Source organism: Flavobacterium plantiphilum (genome assembly GCF_046000495.1).
GTDB lineage: Bacteria > Bacteroidota > Bacteroidia > Flavobacteriales > Flavobacteriaceae > Flavobacterium > Flavobacterium plantiphilum.
Window position 1 is genome coordinate 477,792 of sequence record NZ_JBELQA010000001.1, and the last position, 20,721, is coordinate 498,512.

The following is a 20,721-nucleotide window of genomic DNA, read 5'->3' on the forward strand; positions in this document are numbered from 1 at the left end:
AGGATTTTTTTGAATAAGAAATGGATTACTTTGGATGAAATCATTATATTTGGCAAAAAGTAGAAATGGTAAAATTTAAAATTAAAGAATTCTTTTTGTGTGTACTTATCATCGCAACCTGCTTATTTATGATTAATTGTTCCTCAAAAAGAATAAAAGTAAATGAGACAGTTGTTCAAAAAAAACGAGTTGAATTCGAATTTATTCCTAATGGTTTTCAATTGGAAACCACTGGCAATGGATTTGTAGATGTTTATCCGGACAAATTAGATATCGTAATTATAAAAGGCGAAATGCGAATAAATCCAATTTACAGCAGATTCAAAACTTCTTCAGCATACGCAATTCAAATTGGTATTTCCAGATATTTTCCTGGTGAAAAATCATTTAAAATTTTAGCCACTGGAGAAAAAATAATAATCAACAAAATATTTCAGTCCAGAGATGATTTTTATACGTTATCAAATTTAAAATTTTCCATACCAAATATTAAAAAAGAAGATTTAAAAAATTCAAGAGTAACACTTACAATTTTTAGAGATGAAACATCTCATTCCAGTACAAATTATGCACATTCTAATGATGAGAATACCATTTCTAATTTATTTGATTTCTAATTCTTTTACGACAATTCAATACAGTTAAATAAAATTTACTCAGAAAGACTAATCACAGTTTATATAAGCCAAAATCATTAAATGAGGTAAAAAATTATATTGATAATATTTGAACTATAATTTATATTATGTAAAATAGAAAATTTGATTTATCAGTGATTAGAATACAAAACCCTTCTGTATTGTTTGCATTAAAAAAACATTTTTTTTAGCTAAAAATGAAATTCATTATACTCTTTTATTTAGTAGTTTTGCAGTATATATTAGAAGCAACCTATGAATATAATTGCAGAACAAATAGCTGAATTTTTAAAAAAATATGCACCTTTTAATCAGCTTACATTTGATGAGTTAGCTGAAATAGCCAGCAATATTCGTGTTGTAAGTTTAGAAAAAAAGCAAACTTTATTTAAAATTAACGATCCGCTACATGATAGTTTTTATGTGGTAGCTTCAGGTGTTGTAAATATTTCAGTTATTGCAGATGCTGAAGAAAGCATTACCAATAAATGTCATGAAGGAACTATCTTTGGTTTACGACCATTTTTTGCTAAAAATAATTATAAAGTAACTGCAAAAGCCCGAGAAGAAAGTTTAGTGTATGCTATACCTATTGCTGTTTTTAAACCGCTATTAGCTAATAATTCGGAGGTTTTAAATTTCTTATTAGAAAATTTTGCCAGCAATCTACCCGAAGACCGGTCTACACAGGGAAATATAGTTGCTGATGGATTTTATTCTGAAAAACAATCTGAAGCACAGTTCTTTCAAACTTTAGCTTACAATACAACTCCTCTTCTAGCCACTTCTGATAATACTGCTCAGGAAGTAGCTCAGCTAATGGCGGAATCATTAAAGAATAATGTCATTATTTTTGAACGTAACGGTCCCATCGGAATTGTAACACATGCCGATTTAGCTTCTAAAATTGCAACCGGACGTTATCCGGTCAATACACCGGTAAGCAACATTATGTCTTCACCTGTAGTAACGGTTTTAGAAAATGTATCTTTAGCCGAAGCCCAATTACTGATGTTAAAAAACAATGTAACTCATTTGTGTGTCACCGTAGACGGCACGGATAAATCGCCTATAAAAGGAGTTATTTCTGAACACGATTTAATTGCAGCACAAGCCAGTAACCCGGGTGTTTTAATCAAAGAGATTAAACGCTCATTATCTGCGAATGAACTCAAAGAAATCCGATCCAGGTTAACTAATTTAATCCAGTCATCTATTCAGAAAAACATTCCGCTAACTCATATTACAAATATTGCCAGCGAAATTAATTTTGCAATATTAAAACGTGCAGTAGAGTTATCAATTTTAGATTTAGGCTCACCTCCTGCCCGTTTTGCATGGCTGAGTATTGGAAGTCAGGGACGAAAAGAACAGCTTTTACTTACCGATCAGGATAGTATTCTGGTTTTTGAGGATGTAGCCCAGGATAAATATATTGAAGTGAAAGACTATTTTTTGAATCTTGGCAAAAAGACTACGACTACCTTAGAAAAAATCGGGTACAAACTATGTCCTCACGGACATATGGGAAGTAACATGATGTGGTGTAAATCATTGAGTGACTGGATAAAACAATACAACAACTGGATGAATACTACAAGAGAAAACACTGAAAACCTGAGTAGTATTTTCTTTGATTATGAATTAGTTATTGGGGAACAGAAAATAGAAACAGCGATTAACAATATTGTATTTGAGAATGCCTATAACAATACACTGTTTTTTGATTTTCTGGGGAATGATGCTTTACGAAAAAATTCTCCGTTAAGTTTTTTCAAGAAATTCATAGTGGAAGAAGAAGGTATTCATAAAGATAAATTTGATATTAAAACCAGGGCAATCATGCCATTAGTTGACAGCGCAAGACTTTTTACCTTAAGTTATGAAATCAAAGGAATCAATAATACTTATACCAGGTTTAAACAATTAGCAATAGCTGATCCTAAACATGCTGAAATTTACCTGAATTGTGCTGAAGCGTATTTATTTTTAACAAAAATAAGAACTTTAGAAGGTTTAAAAAATGAAGATTCCGGACAATATATTAACTTAGATGAACTATCAAAAATTGATAGAGAAAAACTTAAAAATGCCCTGATTCCGATGAAGGAATTGGAAGAATTAATTAAAGACAAGTTTCAACTTACTCAATTCTCATAAGTTTATGCTAGACTGGTTAAAAAATATAAATAAAGAACATCCGGAATTTTGGAAAGAATATTTGGCTAAATTTTCTAAAAAATCAAATCGGTATGTTATTATATCCACGGAATCCACAGGAGATTCTTTAGAAAAAGATGTTATCACCTTTATCAGTGCTTTTGCTGTAGTAGATAATTCTATTTTGATAAAGGACAGTTTTGAAACTATTTTATTGCAGTATCGCTTTTTGCACGACAATCATCTTTCTAATGAATACATCATTGAAAGTAAGCTATTAAAATTATCCGAACCGGAAGCTTTAAAAACATTTGTTGAATATCTTGGGAATGGTATTCTTGTAGGTCATCAGGTAGAAAGAGATGTAGAAATGCTTAATGCAACTTTAGAACGACTCGATTGTGGAAAATTACGCAATGAGGCACTGGATATTGATATTATGCATCGAAAACTAAATGACCTTCCGGAAGAAAAAGAGTTTTCACTGGAGGAATTAACAGAAAACTACAACATCCACCAAACTAAAAATGATACTGTAACTGAAAAAGCATACAACATTGCTTTACTCTTTTTGAAACTAAAATTTAAATTGGGATTAAAATAAAAAAATAGCTGCTTCAAAAATGAAGCAGCTATTTTTTTTATTATTTCTTTTCGTTTTGAATCTCTTCAATAATTTCAGGATTCAGTAACGTACTGGTATCTCCGTAATCAGTGAAGTTACCTTCTGCAATTTTTCTGAGGATTCTTCGCATAATCTTACCGGAACGGGTTTTAGGCAATCCGGAAACGAACTGAATCTTATCTAATTTTGCAATCGGGCCTACGTGATCAGTAATATGCTGATTGATTTCGATAAATAAATTTTCTTTATTTCTGACTTCGCCAGTTTCTTTTAATATCACATAACCATATAAAGCATTTCCTTTTACATCATGAGGAAAACCTACAACAGCACTTTCGGCAACTGCCGGATGCTCATTAATCGCATCTTCAATAGGTGCTGTTCCTAAATTATGTCCGGAAACAATAATCACATCATCTACACGACCTGTAATTCTGTAATACCCTACTTCATCACGTAAAGCACCGTCTCCTGTAAAATATTTTCCGGGATATTGAGAAAAATAAGTGTCTTTATAACGCTGGTGGTCATTCCAGATTGTTCTTGCCATTCCCGGCCATGGGAATTTGATGCACAAACTACCAACAACCTGATTCCCTTCAATTTCATTGCGTTTGTCATCCATCAATACTGCCTGAATTCCAGGTAAAGGGAAAGTCGCATATGTTGGTTTTGTTGGGGTAATAAAAGCCAATGGCGAAATCATAATTCCTCCTGTTTCCGTTTGCCACCAGGTATCCACAACAGGGCATTTTTTATCTCCTACGTGATCGTTAAACCAGTGCCAGGCTTCCTCATTGATAGGTTCACCTACTGAACCAATAACTTTTAAGCTCTTTAAAGGATATTTTTGAACGTATTCTAATTTTTCTTTTGCTAAAGCTCTGATAGCTGTTGGTGCTGTATAAAACTGGCTCACTTTATGTTTTTCAATCACCTGCCAGAAACGACTATGATCAGGATAAGATGGAACTCCCTCAAAAATTACTGTGGTAGCTCCATTTAATAAAGGTCCGTATAATATATAAGAATGTCCTGTTATCCAGCCAATATCGGCGGTACACCAGTGCACATCATTTTCTTCATAGCTAAATACATTTTTAAAAGTATAAGCGGTAAAAACCATATAACCTGCAGTAGTGTGCACCATTCCTTTCGGATTTCCTGTAGATCCGGAAGTGTAAAGGATAAACAAAGGATCTTCTGCATCCATGATTTCGGCAACACTATTATCTGAAGCTTCATCTAATAAAGGCTGTAACCAAATGTCTCTGCCTTCTGTCATGTTTACTGCTGTGTTGGTTCTTTTTACTACCAAAACGGTGCTAACTGACTGACAATTTTGTAATGCTTCATCAACAATCTCCTTCAGTTCGATAGATTTAGCCCCACGGAAACCACCATCTGAAGTAATTACCATTTTACTTTGACTGTCATTAATTCTGGTTGTTAAAGCTTTAGAAGAAAAACCGGCAAAAACTACTGAGTGGATCGCTCCAATTCTTGCACAGGCTAAAATAGCTACTGCTAATTCGGGAATCATAGGCAAATAAATACACACCCGATCTCCTTTTTTAATGCCCTGCTCACGTAAAACATTTGCCATTTTACACACTCTCTGGTGCAATTCATTATAGGTAATATGTAACGCTTCTTCGTCAGGATTGTTGGGTTCAAAAATTATAGCAGTTTTCTCCCCTCTTTTGTTTAGATGTCTGTCAATACAGTTTTTGGTAACATTTAATTTAGCCCCTGCAAACCATTGAACATCAGCTTCAGTCATATCAAATTCTACCACTTTATCCCATGGCTGGTACCAGGTAAAATTTTCTTCTGCTATTTTTCCCCAAAACTTTCTTGGTTCGCGAATTGATTTATTGTAATGCTTAAAATATTGCTCTAAATTATCAACTTTATAGTAACTCATCCTTTGTTTATATTTTTTATAAATATATTAAATCTCTATCTATTCTTTTAAAAAAATAAATCATTAATCAGTGCAATTTAATTAAAATAACGAAAAAGAATCTTAATAAAAATGCAAAATCATGAAAAAACGCTTTAATACTGATTATTTTTAAAATATCAAAAAGCGAACTTTCCGGCTACTTTGCTTATTTTTAATTAACAAGAAGTCTAATTTGTGTGATTTCTCACTGGAGTCATTTTTTAGGGGTCGTAAGATTTTTTTGAGTGAATTATTACCCAAATCCAATTAAATTATTTTTTATTTCTAATGAAACCCCGTTAATTCAACTAATTAATACAAAACAAAGTTGTAATTTCAATAAGTTAATTCGGTTTTTATTTAAGTGCCTGAGCAATTCCAATTAAAATTCCTTCCGGACCACGAATATAACACAGTCTGTAAGCGTCCTGATAATGCACTACTTCGTCTACAAGTTTTGCACCATGTTGATAAAGTCTTTCTAAAGTATCATCAATATCAGCCACGGCAAACATGACACGTAAATATCCCAGGGAATTTACCGGAGCGGTACGATGATCTTCTATTACTTCTGGATTTATGAATCTTGATAGTTCGAGTCGGCTGTGGCCATCGGGTGTTACCATCATGGCAATTTCTACAGATTGATTGCCAAGACCAGTTACACGACCCGCCCAATCGCCTTCAATCATGGCTCTTCCTTCTAATTCTAAACCGAGTTCTTGGAAAAAAGCAATAGCATTGTCTAACGATTCAACTACAATTCCAACATTGTCCATTCGGAGTAAATTGCTTTTTGACATTGTCTTAGATTTAAGTTTATACAAATATATTGAAATCATCACAGCTGTATTCCGCAAACTTGTCGATTAGGGTGCCACAACTTACACTTACTTCTTTTCTGTTGTTTGTAAATTAAATACTGTTCCTGCCGGGTCTTGTATCCAATGCATGTTTTCTGGAATTTCCTCAATTTCATCACAGGTTTCTACCCCATTCGATAGCAAATATTCTTGTGCCTCACCAACATTTGGAACCGTTAGCTGCAACCAGGTTTCTGAATGGGTGTAGTTGTCCACACAGTCTAACCAAATTACATTATTGCCAAATTTTACTTCGTGAGTTCTGGAAACAGTGGGATTCGTAATTGGTTTTTCTTCTACCTCTAATTTTAAAATGTCTCTGTAAAAAGCCACTGTTTTATCATACTTGCTCTTTGGAATTTTTATCGCAATATTAATTCCAGCTTCAAATTTTATATCCATGGTCTTAATGATTTTTTAGGTTGATTTAAAGTTTTGAGTTCAAATTTTGAATTACAAATATTTACCGCAAATTCGCAAATTATTTTCAAACTAGTAGATTTTAACGCATTTAGTCTTCAAGTTTTACAAATTTGCTTTTGATAGTATCTAACAAATATAGTTCGGGTTTACAATAAGCACAATCTTTAGAATAATAACCTACGCTATCTGGAGGATTTACAATCAATAATCTACTGTTTATTTTAAATTCGTAACCTACACTTGAAGCAGGAATTTCTATTAATTTTCCATTTTGTGCATTTATTGCTATTCCAACAGCACAAGGTGAGCCACATCCCCAATAATTGATAATATATTTTCCTGCAAAATTTATCTCTTCCTTTTCAAATGATTGTTTAATTCTGGTTTTGTAATATCTTGAAAATGTACTGATATTTGTATTCAGTTCTAAATTGGATTTTGTTGACAGTATTTTTTTTACGGGGAAGGAATCAAATTTATATTTTGTTTCAAATTTTATTTTTCCACATTCTAATTTGTTTATATTTTTTTTTATCGGCACATTTTGTTGCAAATAATTATCTTTTTTGCATCCATAAATTAGGATGAAAAATATAAGAATTTTAAATAAAATTATTTGTTTCATTTTGAATAGTGATAAACAGGATTGAAATGGTGGCTGAACAAAAATATTAAGTAATAAGTTATTAGCGGCTAGCTCTATATCGCAACACCGCTTCCGGCAATGACTTTTAATTGGTCGTCAAACATTTTCCAAACTCGCAAATAACGAAAATTACCTTCAAAGTATTGTTCGAGCATTTTCCCCCGCAATAGAACCAGTTCCGCAACCAACATCTAAAACTGACATTCCTTCCTTCAAAATCGATTTAAGAGTTCTGTTATCAACATTTAAACTTCTATTGTCAAATATTTTTGTTGCTGCCTGTCCGTCCCTTTCTATATGTTTATTGTTTTTCATTTACGTTTGTTTTTATTTATTTACAACTTGAAGACAGGTTTTTAATTTCTTTGGATGTACAAGCGGGGGCTTTGGGACTAAATTAACTTCTGTTTTTCGATTTGTCGAGTCATATCAACTACAAAATCAATTTTTCTATTAAGAAATGTCCAAATGGCTTGTAGCTTTTACCACCTGTATTTTATGCAATTTTTAATTTTGTAATTATATTTTCCAAAGCCGTTTTCTGGTTTTCAGATAGCTTTCCATGCTTTTCGCAATTCTTCTTCAAAGACAAAATGAAACTTTTGTCAAACCAAGAATTATTTTCTGCCCATTTCAAAACAAGATTTATTCGGTTGAAATGTGAGTTAGTTTCATAACTTGTAAATGCTAAAAATTTATCATTTATACGCACTTTTATTTCAAGTTGCTTGGGAGATAAATTTCTTTTCCGATGTATGTCTACATAAAATTTATATTCAAAATCCGAAATGCCATTTTTATTATAAATGTAATCAATTACTTCAGCACTCATACTTTTAGAATTATCATCTTTAAGTTTCTTAATCGAAGTAAATATTTTATTTCCATCTTCAATTCCTAAAAACTTATTTATGCAACAATTTCCAACTTCGGTTTGGTTTGAATTCTTCTTATTTTGTATTACACAAATATTTTTAATTGGGTAATGACCACATAAGCACGTTTGGAAGTCTTCTGAATAATATGCAAAATTAAAATCCCATTCCAGTTTGGCAAAATTCCACGTTTGAGAATCGCTAAGGGCAATAATTTCTTCGGTTAATTTGTAATGCATATTTTTGGTTTTGAAAATATGGATGGTGACTTGTTTTATACTTGTTATAAATAGCGATTCCGTACCAGAATCAGATAGATTGTCACTATTAAGTAGCTTTATTTATTCTCAAATATATAAAATTTATCATACAAATAATTACTTTTACGATATTTATGAAAAACCTTTTATCTATTCTTTGTGGAGTTAGTTGGTGAGATTGCTTTGCTTCGTGCCTCGCAACTCCTCGCAATGAACTATTGGGTGGTGAATTATGGAAACAACTCCTTCTTCCCTAGCCCTGATGGTAGCGGCATCCTTTTTATTTTGTCCTTCGACAGGCTCAGGATGACAAAATAAAAAGATACACAGCGGACAGCAGGAACAATAGCGTTTAAATAAAGAAAAAGTGCTGCTCCTGAAAATTAGGCACAAAAAAAGGCGAAGTAAACAAATACTCCGCCTTTTTGGAATTAACAATAATTGTAATTATACAATTTTTTTCATTGCAGTCATTGATTCTCTCAACCATGCTCCCACTTCTTCAACTGGGTGGTTACGGATGATATCATTTACTTCAATTAATTCTTTATTATCTACACCGTTGTTTCCGTTGTTAAATGGACGACCAATTAAGTTAGATGGTGCATTTTTAACGTACTCAGCGATTAATGGCTTACAAGCGTGATCAAATAAGTAACATCCGTACTCCGCTGTATCAGAGATTACACGGTTCATTTCGAACAATTTCTTTCTTGCAATAGTGTTTGCAATAAGTGGTGTTTCGTGTAATGACTCATAGTAAGCAGATTCTTCAATGATTCCTGAATCAGTCATTGCTTCGAAAGCTAATTCTACTCCGGCTTTAACCATAGCTACCATTAATACTCCATTATCGTAGTATTCCTGCTCAGAGATTTCAACGTCTCCAGCTGGAGTTTTTTCAAAATTAGTTGCTTCAGTAGCAGCTCTCCAGGTTAATAAGTTTTTATCGTCATTAGCCCAGTCTTCCATCATTGTTTTAGAGAAATGACCTGAGATAATATCATCCATATGTTTCTGGAACAACGGACGCATGATGTCTTTTAATTCTTCTGCTACATTAAAAGCAGCGATTTTAGCAGGATTAGACAAACGGTCCATCATGTTAGTGATACCACCATGTTTTAATCCTTCAGTGATAGTTTCCCATCCGTATTGAATTAATTTAGATGCATATCCTGGCTCAATTCCTTCAGCTACCATTTTGTCAAAACACAAGATAGACCCTGTTTGTAACAAACCACAAAGGATAGTTTGCTCTCCCATTAAATCTGATTTTACTTCCGCTACGAAAGAAGAACGTAAAACCCCTGCTCTGTTTCCTCCTGTTGCAACAGCATAAGCTTTTGCCTGATCTAAACCTACTCCGTTTGGATCATTTTCAGGGTGAACAGCGATTAGTGTAGGTACACCAAATCCTCTTTTGTATTCTTCACGTACTTCAGAACCCGGACATTTAGGAGCACACATAATAACTGTTAAGTCTTTACGAATTTGCATTCCTTCCTCTACGATATTAAAACCATGAGAATATGATAAAGTAGCTCCTTGCTTCATTAATGGCATAATTGCAGTAACTACAGCAGTATGTTGTTTATCTGGTGTAAGGTTACATACTAAATCAGCAGTTGGAATTAATTCTTCATAAGTTCCCACATTGAAACCATTCTCAGTAGCATTTCTGTAAGAAGCTCTTTTTTCAGCAATAGCTTCAGCACGCAAAGCGTAAGAAATATCTAAACCTGAATCTCTCATGTTCAACCCCTGGTTTAAACCCTGAGCACCACAACCAACAATAACTACTTTTTTACCTTTTAAAGCTTCGATTCCATTAGCAAATTCTGATTGATCCATGAATTCGCATACGCCTAATTGTTCTAATTGTAATCTAAGTGGTAATGAATTGAAATAATTTGCCATTTTTTAATATTTAATTTATGATTTTAATTCCTCTAATAATAAACTTGTAACTTCCATTTTTTCTTTAGAAACAGAAATTCTTCCTGAACGTACAAATTGCATAATTCCAAAAGGCTTTAATTTTGAATGCAATTCTTCAATTTCAGAACGTCTTCCTGATTTTGATATTACAAAAAAGTCTCTGGATACGGTAACAATTTCAGAATGACTTTCTTTGATGATGTTTTGAATTTGTCTCTCGTCAAATAACAAATTAGAAGCGATTTTAAATAAAGCACTTTCCAGGAAGATAGTCTCTTCATCTACGTGATAAAAAGCTTTGATAACTTCAATTTGTTTTTCAATCTGACCTACAATGTTCTGTACCCATTTTTCAGTAGTATCTACTACGATTACAAATCTGGAAACGTTTTCAATTTCAGATTCGGATACATTTAAACTCAATATATTAATGTGGCGTTTCAGGAATATCCCGGATATTCTGTTTAGTAAGCCTACATTGTTTTCTGAATAAACAGAAATAGTGAATGTTTTATTTTCTTCCATAATATTAACTTAATCGGATGTCAGAAACCGAAGCTCCTGTTGGAATCATTGGAAATACGTTGTTCTCTTTCTCCACCATAACTTCAAGGAAATAAGAGTCTTTAGAAGCTAACATTTCAGCTATTGCTTCATCTAATTCTTCTCTTTTAGTTACTTTTCTGGCTTTGATATAATAACCTTCTGCAATAGCACAGAAATTTGGATTAGTCATCACCGTTGAAGCGTATCTGTAGTCAAAAAACAATTCCTGCCATTGACGTACCATTCCTAAAAATTCGTTGTTTAAGACTACAATTTTAACCGGAACCTGTGTCTGATGAATCGTTCCTAATTCCTGGATGTTCATCTGAAAACCACCATCACCAATAATAGCTACTACTTCACGATCGGGTCTTCCCATTTTAGCACCTATGGCTGCCGGCAAAGCGAACCCCATAGTTCCTAATCCTCCGGAAGTAACATTACTCTTAGTTTGATTGAATTTAGCATAACGGCAGGTAAACATTTGGTGTTGTCCTACGTCAGATACCATAATTGCATCACCATTAGAATGTTTATTGATCATTTCAATAGTTTCTCCCATCGAAATTCCTTTACCGTTTGTTGGCGCTAACTCTTCGTTGATAACTGCATCCAATTCAATTTCGTATTTCTTCTTGAATTCATTATGCCATTCTTCGTGAGAGTTCTTTTCAATAAGTGGTAACAAAGCCGTTAATGCCTCTTTTAAATCAGCTAATACAGCAACTTCTGTTTTAACGTTTTTATCAATTTCAGCAGGATCAATTTCAAAATGAACAACCTTGGCCTGTTTGGCATAAGTAGCTAAATTTCCAGTTACACGATCATCAAAACGCATTCCTAATGCAATTAAAACATCACATTCGTTTGTTAAGATGTTAGGACCGTAATTTCCATGCATTCCTACCATTCCTACGTTTAACTCATGTTCAGTAGGCAAGGCAGAAAGTCCTAAAATAGTCCAGGCTGCAGGAATACCTGATTTTTCAATTAAAGCTTTCAGTTCTTCTTCGGCCTTACTTAAAATAATACCCTGACCAAAAATGATCATTGGCTTTTTAGCCGAATTGATTAATTGAGCCGCTTCCTGAACCTTATTCATTTTTAAAACAGGTTTAGGATGGTAGCTTCTGATATCTGAACATTTTTTATAACTGAAATCTAAAGTGTCAAATTGAGCATTTTTAGTAATATCAACTAATACTGGTCCGGGACGGCCGGAACGCGCAATATAAAACGCTTTTGCCATAATTTCCGGAATCTCATCTGCTTCTGTAATTTGGTAATTCCACTTGGTTACCGGAGTCGAAATTCCGATAATATCTGTTTCCTGGAATGCATCTGAACCCAGTAAATGTTTCCCTACTTGTCCGGTAATACATACCATTGGTGTAGAATCGATTTGCGCATCGGCAATTCCCGTAACTAAGTTAGTAGCTCCCGGTCCGGAAGTTGCAATCGCTACTCCTACTTTTCCGGTTGCTCTGGCAAACCCCTGAGCAGCATGCGCAGCTCCTTGTTCGTGACGCACCAAAACATGGTGCAATTGATCCTGAAATTTATATAATTCGTCATAAACCGGCATAATAGCACCACCCGGGTAACCATAAACCAAATCTACTCCTTCGGCTAATAAGCATCTGATAACTGCTTCTGCTCCTGATATTTTCATAATTTATCTTTTCAAAAAACTCAATCGTAACAACAGTATTTAAATCAATTAGATTCTTAGTGTTCTGCTGTTACAACTGATATTATTATTTAATATTTGTCAGTAACACATCCTTCAGATGCACTGGATACTGAACGCATATATTTAAGTAAAACTCCTTGTTTAATTGGTGATTCCGGTTGTTTCCAATTGGCTTTACGTTTCGCTAATTCTTCATCGGAGATTTGCATATTGATGGTATTTTTTACCGCATCAATTGTAATAACATCTCCATTTTCGATTAAAGCAATTCCGCCACCTTCGTAAGCTTCCGGAGTTACATGTCCTACTACGAAACCGTGAGAACCTCCAGAGAAACGTCCGTCAGTGATTAAAGCTACTGTACTTCCTAAACCAGCTCCCATAATGGCAGAAGTTGGTTTTAGCATTTCAGACATTCCGGGACCACCTTTTGGGCCGCAATAGCGGATGATGACGACATTCCCCGGTTTCACTTCCCCGGCTTGAATTCCTCTTATAACTTCTTTTTCTCCTTCAAAAACGACAGCTGTACCTTCAAAAAATTCTCCTTCTTTACCGCTGATTTTTGCTACACAACCTTCTGAAGCAATATTTCCATATAAAATTTGAATATTTCCAGTTGGTTTTAATGCTTTATGAATTTCAAAAATCACTTCCTGTCCATCATTTAAATCCGGAACTGAAGCCAAATTTTCTGCAATAGTTTTACCTGTTACTGTTAAACAATCACCATGTAAAAAGCCTTCTTTTAATAAATATTTCATTACTGCCGGTACTCCACCAACATTGTGTAAATCTTCCATTAAATATTTACCACTTGGTTTCAAGTCAGCTAATAATGGCGTTTTATCACTGATATCCTGAAAATCTTTTAAAGTTAATTCGATACCCACTGAATGAGCCATGGCAATTAAGTGCATTACCGCATTGGTAGAACCTCCTAAAACAGCAACCATTGTAATTGCATTTTCAAAAGCTTTACGCGTCATAATGTCACGTGGCTTGATATCTTTTTCCAGTAATATTCTGATAGCTTTTCCTGCATCAATACATTCTTGTTTTTTTTCAGGACTTAAAGCTGGATTGGAAGAACTGTATGGCAAACTCATTCCCAAAGCTTCAATTGCTGATGACATTGTATTAGCGGTGTACATTCCGCCACAAGCACCTGCACCGGGACAGGCATTTTGAATTACTCCTTTGAAATCTTCCGGCGTAATTGTATTTTTAATTTTTTTACCTAAAGCTTCAAAAGCAGAAACAATATTTAAATCTTCTCCTTTCCATTTTCCCGGATGAATAGATCCTCCGTAAACCATTATAGAAGGACGATTTACTCTTCCCATAGCCATTAAAGCTCCCGGCATGTTTTTATCACAACCCGGAACAGCAATCATACCGTCATACCATTGTGCTCCCATTACAGTTTCGATAGAGTCAGCAATCACATCACGCGAAACTAAAGAAAAACGCATTCCGTCATTCCCATTAGAAATACCATCACTTACTCCAATAGTATTGAAAATCAGCCCTACTAAATCTTCTTTCCATACTCCGGTTTTGATATCCTGAGCCAGATCATTCAGGTGCATGTTACATGGGTTTCCATCATATCCCATACTTACAATACCTACCTGAGCTTTTTTAAGATCTTCTTCAGTTAATCCCAGTGCATACAACATTGCCTGAGAGGCCGGTTGTGTTTCATCCTGAGTGATTGTCCTGCTATATTTATTTAATTCCATTGTATTTTTATTTTATTTTTTGTCTAATATAATTCCAAAAAAAAACTCCCAATTGATGGGAGTTATATAATATTATTTTTCAATTATATTAATAGCTTCCCTTATGCACTTGTTGATACAACAATGACATTAACGACAGAAACTATTACAATTGAATTTTTCATTTTCTTTTTTTGATGCAACAAAAGTATAAAAACCTTTATATTTAAAAAAATAAAAAATAAAATTTTACGAATTTCTTATCATTAAATGCAATTATCTGTCAAAACATTCTATTATACTATTGTCGATTGCCCTAAATGTACATTATCATTATTAAAATACATCAGATCATCTTTGTTTAAAATAAAGTTCGAAACAAATTCTCCTACTTCATTGGTTCCAAATTTAGTATCTGAATTTAAATCTATAGTAACCACATTGTATTCTATTGCTTTCTCCACCCCTTCATAGATTTTTTTAGCCTCTTCAGTTAAACCAAAATGTTCTAACAACATTGCTGCCGATAGTATTGCCGCAAACGGATTAGCAATATTTCTTCCTTTAGCATGCGGATAAGAACCATGTACGGGTTCAAACAACGCATTTTTTCCTCCTAAAGATGCTGACGGCAAAACTCCGATAGAACCTGTAATCACACTGGCTTCATCAGACAACATATCTCCAAATAAATTTCCTGTCAAAATAACATCAAATTGTTTTGGATTCGATATAATCTGTTTTGCTGCATTATCTGCAAATAAAAAATCCAGTACCACATCAGGATAATCTGTACTAATCTTTTTAACTACTTTTCTCCACAAACGGGAAGATTCTAAAACATTAGCCATATCTACTAATGTGAGCTTTTTTCTTCTCTTTTGTGCAGACTGAAAAGCCAGATGGGCAATTCTTGTAATCTCATCTTCTGAATACTCACATAAATCAGAAGCGACTGTTCCGGATGCATTCAGTTTTTTTTCGCCAAAATAAATTCCGGCTGTCAGTTCTCTGTAAATAACAAAATCTACACCTTCTACAATTTCTCTTTTTAAAGGAGAAACATCAAGCAAACCTTTAAAAGGCTTAAGCGGTCTGATATTTGCAAAAAGCCCCAACTCTTTTCTCAACTTTAACAATCCATTTTCCGGTCCGGAATCTGAAGCAGTATCAACACCATATTTAGGGTCTCCAATTGCTCCAAGTAAAACAGCATCAGTATTAAGACATAAATTCAAGGTTTGCTCAGGAAGTGAAGAACCTGTTTTATCCAGCGCAACAGCACCTATAAGTGCGTCTTCAAAAATAAAATCATGCTCATAAACCACCCCTACAGCATACAAGGCTTTTTTGGCCTGCAAAATTACCTCCGGTCCTATCCCGTCTCCCGATAATACAGCTACTTTTAAGTTCATGTGGATTGTTTTTTTAATTAAAAAGCTGCAAATTTAATCATTTAAAAACTCCTAATCCCTAACTATCGCTTAATTAAATCACCTTCTATTTTTGAAGCTGCTATAATCAAATGAATATCGTCATCTAAAACTTCTTTTTTAACATCAGCAAATTTCAAAAACTCAACATAAACCACATCCAATTGTGTTTTTGTCAATTCGTAACCCACTTTTTTAGCACGGTAAGCTAATGCTGCTCTACCACTTCTGGCAGTAAGCACAATTGATGATTCATTGACTCCTACATCTACAGGATCAATAATTTCATAAGTAGCTCTGTTTTTAATCACACCGTCCTGATGAATTCCTGAGCTGTGTGCGAAAGCATTTGCTCCAACAATTGCCTTATTTGGCTGAACCATCATACCCATACTTTCAGAAACCAAACGACTCATTTCATTTAATTGTCTGGTATTGATATCTGTATATAAATTCAAATCCGGATGTTGCTTAAATATCATTACCACTTCTTCAAGTGCTGTATTTCCGGCTCTTTCACCAATACCATTAATAGTACATTCTATCTGACGTGCGCCATTAATAGCTCCTGAAATAGAATTGGCAGTTGCCATACCTAAATCATTATGACAGTGGCATGATATAGTTACATTATCAATCCCTTTTACATTTTCTTTAAGGTATTTTATTTTGGCACCATATTCATCAGGCAGACAGTATCCGGTTGTATCAGGAATATTCAACACTGTAGCTCCTGATTTAATAACTTCTTCACACACTTGTGCCAAGAATGCATTATCAGTTCTTCCGGCGTCTTCTGCATAAAACTCTACGTCTTCCACATAAGATTTTGCATGAGCTACAGCTGCTTTTGCTCTGGCTATAATATCTTCTCTGGTAGTATTTAACTTGTGTAAAATATGAGAATCAGATGTTCCAATACCCGTATGAATACGTGGTCTTTTTGCGTGTTTTAAAGCTGCAGCAGCCACATCGATATCATTTTTAACCGCTCTGGTAAGACCACAAACTGTAGCATTTTGTACAATTTTACTAATCTCCGTAACAGATAAAAAATCTCCGGGACTGGAAACAGGAAATCCGGCTTCGATGATATCAACTCCCATTCCGTCTAATCGTTCAGCTATAATGAGTTTCTGATTGGTATCTAATTTACATCCCGGGACTTGTTCGCCATCACGCAAAGTGGTATCAAAAATTTGGACTTTCTCTCTATTCATTTTCATTTATTTAATGTAATTTCACATCTTGATAACAAAAATATATTCTTTACTTTGTATATAAAATTCATTTTATTTGAATATACTGTTCATAAGCCTATCAAAGAAGGTTTAAATAATTAAAAATCAACTAGTTAAATCTATTTATTTTACAATGGCTAACCATCAAAAAGATTTTTTATTCGTTCTGATAAAGTCCTTATCCAAATCTGAAAAACGACAATTTAAGATTTTCGCGAGTCGATTGGAGACCAGTTCGAATACAAAATTCATTGAACTATTTAATATTTTAGACAAATCAGAAAGTTATGATGAGAAACTTATTTTAAAAAGTGGCATCATTAAAAAAGTACAATTATCAAATTTAAAATCTTATTTGTACAAGCAAATATTAGTAAGCATAAGACTGAATATTCCCAGTCAGAATATCCGTTATCAGCTAAGAGAGCAAATCGACTTTGCAACTATATTGTACAATAAAGGTTTGTATAAGCAAAGTTTGAAGATTTTGGATAAAACCAAAACCCAGGCCATAGAAAATGACGAAAAGTTAATGGCTTATGAAATTGTAGAATTTGAAAAACTAATCGAATCGCAATACATCACCCGAAGTATTCAGGGACGTGCCGACGAATTAGTTATTCAGGCCAAAGAATTGAATTACCAAAATACCATTTCCAGCAAACTGTCTAATTTATCTTTACAGCTGTACGGAATCATGCTTAAAACGGGCTATGTAAAAAGTGATGAAGAATATAATTATATTGACGATTATTTCAACAAACATATATCTAAATTAGATGAAAACAAATTTGGCTTCCGGGAAAAGTACTGGTTTTACAACGCTAACCTATGGCGTAGTTTTTTAGTTCAGGACTTTTTGGGCAGTTATAAATTTGCCTCTAAATGGGTAACTCTTTTTTACGACAATTCAAATATGATTTTCTTAAATCCGGTTTTTTTCCTAAAAGGAAATAACTATTTACTGGAATCCTTATACATGTTAAAGTATCAAACCAAATTCAAAAAATACTTAACATTACTCGAAGAAACCATTAAAGATCCGCGTTTTCCTATTAATGATAACATCGCCTCATTAGCATTTTTATACGTTTACAACAACAAATTAAATTATCATATCATGGAAGGAACTTTTGCGGAAAGCGAATATTTAATTCCTGAGGTTTTAAACAAATTAAAAATTCACAACGAACACTTAGACGAACATCACGAAATGTTGTTTTTCTATAAAATTGCCAGTATTTATTTTGGTATTGAAAAATACAATGAATCTATTTTCTATTTAGAAAAAATCATTAATAATAAGAATTTGAGTATGCGTGAAGATTTAATGTGTTTTGCACGCATCTTATGCCTGATTGCTCATTATGAACTTGGAAAAGATTATTATTTAGAAAGCCAGTTGAAAAACACTTATAAATTTCTAATCAAAATGAATGATTTGCATGAAGTTCAGAAAGAAATTATCCGATTCCTTAAAAACCTGAATTCTATATACCCAAGCGATATCAAAAAAGAGTTTGTAAAAATGAAAGAACGTTTTATAGAATTGGAACAAAATACTTATGAAAAAAGAGCTTTTCTGTATCTCGACATTATTTCCTGGCTGGAAAGTAAAATAGAAAACCGAAAAATAAGCGATATTATCAAAGAAAAAGCAAAATTGAGTAACCGATAATAACAAAGAGAGAAATAAAACTTCTCTCTTTGTTATTTCAACTCTTTTCTGCCCCGGAGTATATCTTTAAATGAGCAACATTTTACCACTTCTTCTTCCCCATCAATCATAATAGGTAAATAAATAAATTCTACTTCTGAAAGATCCTCTTTCAAATAAAAAGCTACGTCATCAAACTTAAAAAACCATTCTTTATCATACTGTCGTTTATGGATTGTTGCATCTTTTATCAGCAATATCTCTTTTAATCGTCTCATAAATGGTTTAATTTTTTACAAAAATAATCCAGTCCTATAATTAAAACAAATTCTCCAACTTGCTTTTCAAATTATTATTATAGCATTGTTTTAACTATTGTACAGAATCATTCCTATATATGCACTAATATTGATAATTATAACAAAAATTTAGCGATTAAAATTATTGCTGTTTTATAAATTTAAATACTTTTGCACACTTAACTAATTTAACTAATTAATAATGAAAAAATTATTTTTATTACTTTCTGCCTCTGCCGTACTATTTTCTTGTAGTAAAGTTGGTAAAGACGAATACATTATCACAGGTACTGCAAAAGGAATTGAAAACGGAAAAACTGTAATTCTTCAAACACAGGATCCAAGCGGAATGGGTGGATTAATAAACATTGATACTGTAAAAGTTGAGAATGGTAAATTTGAAATTAAAGGAAAAGTTACAGAACCTTCTTTCCATGTACTTCAATTAGAATCGGTTAATGATAAAATTCCATTTATCCTTGAAGAAGGAGAAATTAACATTGAAGTTAACAAAGACAGTATTCAAAAATCTAAAATTTCCGGTACATACAACAATGACGAATATGTGAAATTCAATGAGGAAATGAAAGTGGTTCAAAAGAAATTAATTGATTTTCAATCAGCTAATATGCTTAAAATGAATCAGGCTCAACAAACTAAAGATACGGCAACTATTACTAGTCTGATGAATGAATATCAAAAGATTCAGGAAGAAGTAGGTACTAAATCTAAAGAAAAATACATTACTTATGCTGAATCACACCCAAAATCTTTTATTAGTGCTTTAATCATTCAAAGCATGTTACAAGATCCTTCTGCTGATGTAAAACAAGCAGAAAAAATCTATAATGGTTTTGATGAAGAATTGAAAAACACTAAACCAGGTAAAGCTATTAAAGAAAGACTTACTGCTGTAAATTCTTCTGTACCAGGTGCTCCGGGAGCTGCTCCTGCGCCAGGTGACGCTAAATGAAGAGCAGATTTTTCAGCACCCAATCCGGAAGGGAAAGTAATTTCTCTTAAAGAAAGCCTGGGAAAAGTTACAATAGTTGATTTTTGGGCATCATGGTGCGGTCCCTGCAGACAGGAAAATCCAAATGTTGTAGCACTATACAAAGAGCTGCATTCAAAAGGATTAAACATCATAGGTGTATCCTTAGACAAAGATCCTGCTAAATGGAAAGAAGCTATTGCAAAAGATAAATTGACATGGAATCAGGTTTCTAATTTAAAAGGTTGGGAAGAACCAATTGCTGCTCAATATAAAGTTGACGCTATCCCTGCCACTTTTATTCTTGATGCTTCCGGAAAAATAGTTGCAAGAGACTTAAGAGGTGCTGAATTGAAAGCAAAAATCATAGAACTTTTAGCTAAATAATATATTTTTAGCGATTCAAATAAAAAATCTCCCTAGTGGAGATTTTTTATTTTATTCAATTCCAATACGTTATAAATACCTTTAAAAATATTGCAAAAATAGTCCGAAATTAGTTTGCAGAAATAAAAAGTGTTCCTATATTTGCACCGCTAACAACAACAAACAACTGTTGTACTCAAAGGCTTCGGGGAGATACTCAAGCGGCCAACGAGGGCAGACTGTAAATCTGCTGTGAAAACTTCGCAGGTTCGAATCCTGCTCTCCCCACAAAAGCGCTTCAAGAAACTGAAGCGCTTTTTTTATGTCTTCTACTAAGATAAAAATCCAATAATCGGGATAAGAAAATCAATTAATATTTATTTAGGATAAAG

Annotated in this window: 18 protein-coding genes, 1 tRNA gene and 1 pseudogene; 7 read left to right on the plus strand and 13 right to left on the minus strand. The window is 33.4% G+C overall.

Going from position 1 to position 20,721, the window contains the following annotated elements:
• The first annotated feature begins 128 nt into the window (after window positions 1-128).
• From ABS764_RS02030 to ABS764_RS02040, 3 genes are all read left to right on the plus strand, one after another.
• On the plus strand, window positions 129-617 hold the full coding sequence (locus ABS764_RS02030) for a hypothetical protein (protein WP_408079445.1): 489 nt from the start codon (window positions 129-131) through the stop codon (window positions 615-617).
• A 276-nt stretch (window positions 618-893) separates the two neighbouring features.
• Window positions 894-2,798, plus strand: a complete 1,905-nt coding sequence (locus tag ABS764_RS02035; RefSeq protein WP_408079447.1) for a DUF294 nucleotidyltransferase-like domain-containing protein — start codon at window positions 894-896, stop codon at window positions 2,796-2,798.
• Window positions 2,799-2,802: 4 nt separating this feature from the next.
• Window positions 2,803-3,402 carry a 3'-5' exonuclease gene (locus tag ABS764_RS02040; protein ID WP_408079449.1) on the plus strand — a complete coding sequence of 200 codons (600 nt, stop codon included), beginning with the start codon at window positions 2,803-2,805 and terminating at the stop codon, window positions 3,400-3,402.
• A 40-nt stretch (window positions 3,403-3,442) separates the two neighbouring features.
• On the opposite strand, the gene acs is transcribed toward ABS764_RS02040, so the two are convergent.
• The 12 genes from acs to ABS764_RS02100 all read right to left on the minus strand — a co-directional run bounded on the left by acs (window position 3,443) and on the right by ABS764_RS02100 (window position 16,995).
• Window positions 3,443-5,350 carry an acetate--CoA ligase gene (gene acs, locus ABS764_RS02045; RefSeq protein ID WP_408079451.1) on the minus strand — a complete coding sequence of 636 codons (1,908 nt, stop codon included), beginning with the start codon at window positions 5,348-5,350 and terminating at the stop codon, window positions 3,443-3,445.
• A 377-nt stretch (window positions 5,351-5,727) separates the two neighbouring features.
• Complete coding sequence (locus tag ABS764_RS02050) at window positions 5,728-6,174, minus strand: VOC family protein (protein ID WP_408079452.1); 447 nt, start codon at window positions 6,172-6,174, stop codon at window positions 5,728-5,730.
• 87 nt (window positions 6,175-6,261) lie between these two features.
• Complete coding sequence (locus tag ABS764_RS02055; protein WP_408079454.1) at window positions 6,262-6,636, minus strand: VOC family protein; 375 nt, start codon at window positions 6,634-6,636, stop codon at window positions 6,262-6,264.
• Between the two features lie 109 nt (window positions 6,637-6,745).
• The gene (locus ABS764_RS02060) at window positions 6,746-7,282 is read right to left on the minus strand and encodes a hypothetical protein (RefSeq protein ID WP_408079456.1); all 537 of its coding nucleotides are present in this window, start codon (window positions 7,280-7,282) and stop codon (window positions 6,746-6,748) included.
• 156 nt (window positions 7,283-7,438) lie between these two features.
• A complete protein-coding gene (locus ABS764_RS02065) occupies window positions 7,439-7,618 on the minus strand; it encodes a hypothetical protein (protein WP_408079458.1) in 180 nt (59 codons plus the stop codon).
• 181 nt (window positions 7,619-7,799) lie between these two features.
• Window positions 7,800-8,417 (minus strand): hypothetical protein, encoded by a 618-nt coding sequence (locus ABS764_RS02070; protein ID WP_408079460.1) that lies wholly within the window; start codon window positions 8,415-8,417, stop codon window positions 7,800-7,802.
• Between the two features lie 468 nt (window positions 8,418-8,885).
• Window positions 8,886-10,358, minus strand: coding sequence for a ketol-acid reductoisomerase (gene ilvC, locus ABS764_RS02075; protein ID WP_408079462.1), 1,473 nt, complete (start codon window positions 10,356-10,358; stop codon window positions 8,886-8,888).
• Window positions 10,359-10,373: 15 nt separating this feature from the next.
• Window positions 10,374-10,904 (minus strand): acetolactate synthase small subunit, encoded by a 531-nt coding sequence (gene ilvN, locus ABS764_RS02080; RefSeq protein ID WP_408079464.1) that lies wholly within the window; start codon window positions 10,902-10,904, stop codon window positions 10,374-10,376.
• A 4-nt stretch (window positions 10,905-10,908) separates the two neighbouring features.
• Window positions 10,909-12,597 (minus strand): biosynthetic-type acetolactate synthase large subunit, encoded by a 1,689-nt coding sequence (ilvB, locus tag ABS764_RS02085; RefSeq protein WP_408079466.1) that lies wholly within the window; start codon window positions 12,595-12,597, stop codon window positions 10,909-10,911.
• Window positions 12,598-12,686: 89 nt separating this feature from the next.
• Window positions 12,687-14,363, minus strand: coding sequence for a dihydroxy-acid dehydratase (gene ilvD, locus ABS764_RS02090; protein WP_408079468.1), 1,677 nt, complete (start codon window positions 14,361-14,363; stop codon window positions 12,687-12,689).
• 275 nt (window positions 14,364-14,638) lie between these two features.
• The gene (gene leuB, locus ABS764_RS02095) at window positions 14,639-15,757 is read right to left on the minus strand and encodes a 3-isopropylmalate dehydrogenase (protein ID WP_408079470.1); all 1,119 of its coding nucleotides are present in this window, start codon (window positions 15,755-15,757) and stop codon (window positions 14,639-14,641) included.
• A 62-nt stretch (window positions 15,758-15,819) separates the two neighbouring features.
• A complete protein-coding gene (locus tag ABS764_RS02100; protein ID WP_073243805.1) occupies window positions 15,820-16,995 on the minus strand; it encodes a 2-isopropylmalate synthase in 1,176 nt (391 codons plus the stop codon).
• Between the two features lie 154 nt (window positions 16,996-17,149).
• Between ABS764_RS02100 and ABS764_RS02105 the strand changes: the two genes are divergently transcribed.
• Window positions 17,150-18,694, plus strand: coding sequence for a hypothetical protein (locus ABS764_RS02105; RefSeq protein ID WP_408079472.1), 1,545 nt, complete (start codon window positions 17,150-17,152; stop codon window positions 18,692-18,694).
• Window positions 18,695-18,726: 32 nt separating this feature from the next.
• Here the strand turns inward: ABS764_RS02105 and ABS764_RS02110 are convergent, their stop codons facing one another.
• The gene (locus tag ABS764_RS02110) at window positions 18,727-18,951 is read right to left on the minus strand and encodes a hypothetical protein (RefSeq protein WP_408079474.1); all 225 of its coding nucleotides are present in this window, start codon (window positions 18,949-18,951) and stop codon (window positions 18,727-18,729) included.
• Window positions 18,952-19,174: 223 nt separating this feature from the next.
• Between ABS764_RS02110 and ABS764_RS02115 the strand changes: the two genes are divergently transcribed.
• The 3 genes and pseudogenes from ABS764_RS02115 (at window position 19,175) to ABS764_RS02125 (ending at window position 20,617) form a co-directional block, all read left to right on the plus strand.
• On the plus strand, window positions 19,175-19,945 hold the full coding sequence (locus ABS764_RS02115) for a DUF4369 domain-containing protein (protein WP_408079476.1): 771 nt from the start codon (window positions 19,175-19,177) through the stop codon (window positions 19,943-19,945).
• 18 nt (window positions 19,946-19,963) lie between these two features.
• Window positions 19,964-20,350: pseudogene (locus ABS764_RS02120) on the plus strand (TlpA family protein disulfide reductase); the annotation flags it as partial.
• A gap of 186 nt (window positions 20,351-20,536) precedes the next feature.
• Window positions 20,537-20,617 (plus strand) — tRNA-Tyr (locus ABS764_RS02125).
• Window positions 20,618-20,721 lie beyond the last annotated feature (104 nt).

What these genes read in the sequence shown, in the direction of transcription:
- ABS764_RS02115 (WP_408079476.1), top strand. Translation starts at nt 19,175, where the DNA reads ATGAAAAAATTATTTTTATTACTTTCTGCCTCTGCCGTACTATTTTCT.
- ABS764_RS02100 (WP_073243805.1), bottom strand. Translation starts at nt 16,995, where the DNA reads ATGAATAGAGAGAAAGTCCAAATTTTTGATACCACTTTGCGTGATGGC.
- ilvN (WP_408079464.1), bottom strand. Translation starts at nt 10,904, where the DNA reads ATGGAAGAAAATAAAACATTCACTATTTCTGTTTATTCAGAAAACAAT.
- ABS764_RS02070 (WP_408079460.1), bottom strand. Translation starts at nt 8,417, where the DNA reads ATGCATTACAAATTAACCGAAGAAATTATTGCCCTTAGCGATTCTCAA.
- ABS764_RS02065 (WP_408079458.1), bottom strand. Translation starts at nt 7,618, where the DNA reads ATGAAAAACAATAAACATATAGAAAGGGACGGACAGGCAGCAACAAAA.
- ABS764_RS02060 (WP_408079456.1), bottom strand. Translation starts at nt 7,282, where the DNA reads ATGAAACAAATAATTTTATTTAAAATTCTTATATTTTTCATCCTAATT.
- ABS764_RS02055 (WP_408079454.1), bottom strand. Translation starts at nt 6,636, where the DNA reads ATGGATATAAAATTTGAAGCTGGAATTAATATTGCGATAAAAATTCCA.
- ilvC (WP_408079462.1), bottom strand. Translation starts at nt 10,358, where the DNA reads ATGGCAAATTATTTCAATTCATTACCACTTAGATTACAATTAGAACAA.
- ABS764_RS02050 (WP_408079452.1), bottom strand. Translation starts at nt 6,174, where the DNA reads ATGTCAAAAAGCAATTTACTCCGAATGGACAATGTTGGAATTGTAGTT.
- ABS764_RS02105 (WP_408079472.1), top strand. Translation starts at nt 17,150, where the DNA reads ATGGCTAACCATCAAAAAGATTTTTTATTCGTTCTGATAAAGTCCTTA.
- ABS764_RS02040 (WP_408079449.1), top strand. Translation starts at nt 2,803, where the DNA reads ATGCTAGACTGGTTAAAAAATATAAATAAAGAACATCCGGAATTTTGG.
- ilvB (WP_408079466.1), bottom strand. Translation starts at nt 12,597, where the DNA reads ATGAAAATATCAGGAGCAGAAGCAGTTATCAGATGCTTATTAGCCGAA.
- ABS764_RS02030 (WP_408079445.1), top strand. Translation starts at nt 129, where the DNA reads ATGATTAATTGTTCCTCAAAAAGAATAAAAGTAAATGAGACAGTTGTT.
- ABS764_RS02035 (WP_408079447.1), top strand. Translation starts at nt 894, where the DNA reads ATGAATATAATTGCAGAACAAATAGCTGAATTTTTAAAAAAATATGCA.
- leuB (WP_408079470.1), bottom strand. Translation starts at nt 15,757, where the DNA reads ATGAACTTAAAAGTAGCTGTATTATCGGGAGACGGGATAGGACCGGAG.
- ilvD (WP_408079468.1), bottom strand. Translation starts at nt 14,363, where the DNA reads ATGGAATTAAATAAATATAGCAGGACAATCACTCAGGATGAAACACAA.
- acs (WP_408079451.1), bottom strand. Translation starts at nt 5,350, where the DNA reads ATGAGTTACTATAAAGTTGATAATTTAGAGCAATATTTTAAGCATTAC.
- ABS764_RS02110 (WP_408079474.1), bottom strand. Translation starts at nt 18,951, where the DNA reads ATGAGACGATTAAAAGAGATATTGCTGATAAAAGATGCAACAATCCAT.